Below are 1,469 nucleotides of genomic sequence, written 5' to 3' on the forward strand. Positions count from 1 at the left end.
GCACCGGCCCAGCTCGTACGCGATGCAGGGCGACGCCGCGGGCGACCGCGCCGGGATCCGCTGCGTGCAGCGGCGGATCGGCACGGCGTCCAACAGGGTGTCCAATGCCGTCGTGGCCGCCCGGTGCGACCCGAACGGCCCGAGTGCTCCCTCCCGTGGGCTCGTGACGACCGAGAGGCGGGGGAAGGCCTCCTCGGTCGGCGCGACCCACCAGCTCCGGCCCGGGTTCCGGGACCGCCGGTTGTACTTCGGCTTGTGTGCGGCGAGCAGCCGCAGCTCGCGGACCCCCGCCTCGAGCGCGTGCGCGCAGACCACGGTGTCGACCCGCTCGGCCAGCGCGACCATGTCCCGGATGCGCCGCCGTCGTTCCCCGGCGGTGAAGTAGCTGCGCACCCGACGCTTCAGGTCCCCGCTGGTCCCGACGTACAGCACCTCCTCCCGCGGCCCGCGGAACAGGTAGACCCCCGGCGCCGACGGGACCGCCGCGGCGAGGTGTCGCTGCTGCCGCTGCCGCTGCGTGGGCCGGTGTGCCGAGGCCTCGCGGGTGAGGGCCAGCAGCTCCTCGAGGCTCTGCACGCCGAGGTTGCCGATGCGTTCGAGCAGGTGGTGGAGCACCTCGACGGTGGCCCGCGCGTCGGACAACGCCCGGTGGTTCGGCTGGGTCCGGGTGCCGAAGTGCCGCGCGAGCGCACCCAGCCGGACCGACGGGCACTCGTCCCGCGTCAACGCCGCGCGCGCCAGCCGGGCCGTGCACAGCACCGGCGGCTTCGGCCAGACCATGCCGTAGCGCTCGCAGGCGGAGCGCAGGAAACCGGCGTCGAACGGGGCGTTGTGCGCCACCAGCACCGCGCCGGACAGGAACTCCAGGACCGACGGCAGCACCTCGGGCATCCGCGGCGCCGCGCGCACCATCGCGGTGGTGATCCCGGTGAGCGCCACGATGTTCGGCGGGATCCCGGTGCCGGGGTCCACCAGCGTGCCGAGCTCGCCCAGCTGCTCGCCGCCGCGCACCTTCACGGCCCCGACCTCGGTGATCCCGTCCCGCTGGTGGGAGCCGCCGGTCGTCTCGAGGTCCAGCACGACGAAGGTCACCTCGCGCAGCGGGGTGCCGAGCTCGTCGAACGACAGCTGGGGAGGAGCGGTCACGGTGCGAACGGTAGTTCGAACCCCCGACAATTCCTCGTACATCCGTTCGAGGCGTGTCGCGGACGGGTGCTCTCCGTGGCGTCGCCGCGCTACTCGTGGCTGCTCGCTCCGATCGGGGATAGCCTTGACCGATGTACCCGGAGGACGCCGCTCCCGAGCCCGCAGCGGGCTCGGTCGCGTCCTCCGCCGGGTCGCCTGACCTGGACTGGAGCCTGTTGCCCGATCCCGTGCGGCACCGGCTCGCCGAGGTCGCGGCCACGGCCGTCGGCGGCATGCTCTACTCGCTGCCCTCCCGCGAGGTCATCTCCGACGCGGTCGAGTAC

1 protein-coding gene and 1 pseudogene are annotated in these 1,469 nt (G+C 73.8%); one reads left to right on the plus strand and one right to left on the minus strand.

Annotated elements, in window-relative coordinates; genetic code table 11:
* The coding region (locus tag H5J29_RS32450) for a DEDD exonuclease domain-containing protein (RefSeq protein ID WP_181784722.1) at nt 1–1,188 on the minus strand (1,188 nt) is incomplete at its 3' end.
* 89 nt (nt 1,189–1,277) lie between these two features.
* Between H5J29_RS32450 and H5J29_RS32455 the strand changes: the two are divergent.
* Nucleotides 1,278–1,469: pseudogene (locus tag H5J29_RS32455) on the plus strand (hypothetical protein); the annotation flags it as partial.

It is taken from the genome of Pseudonocardia pini, from assembly GCF_013870575.1.
Lineage (GTDB): Bacteria > Actinomycetota > Actinomycetes > Mycobacteriales > Pseudonocardiaceae > Pseudonocardia > Pseudonocardia pini.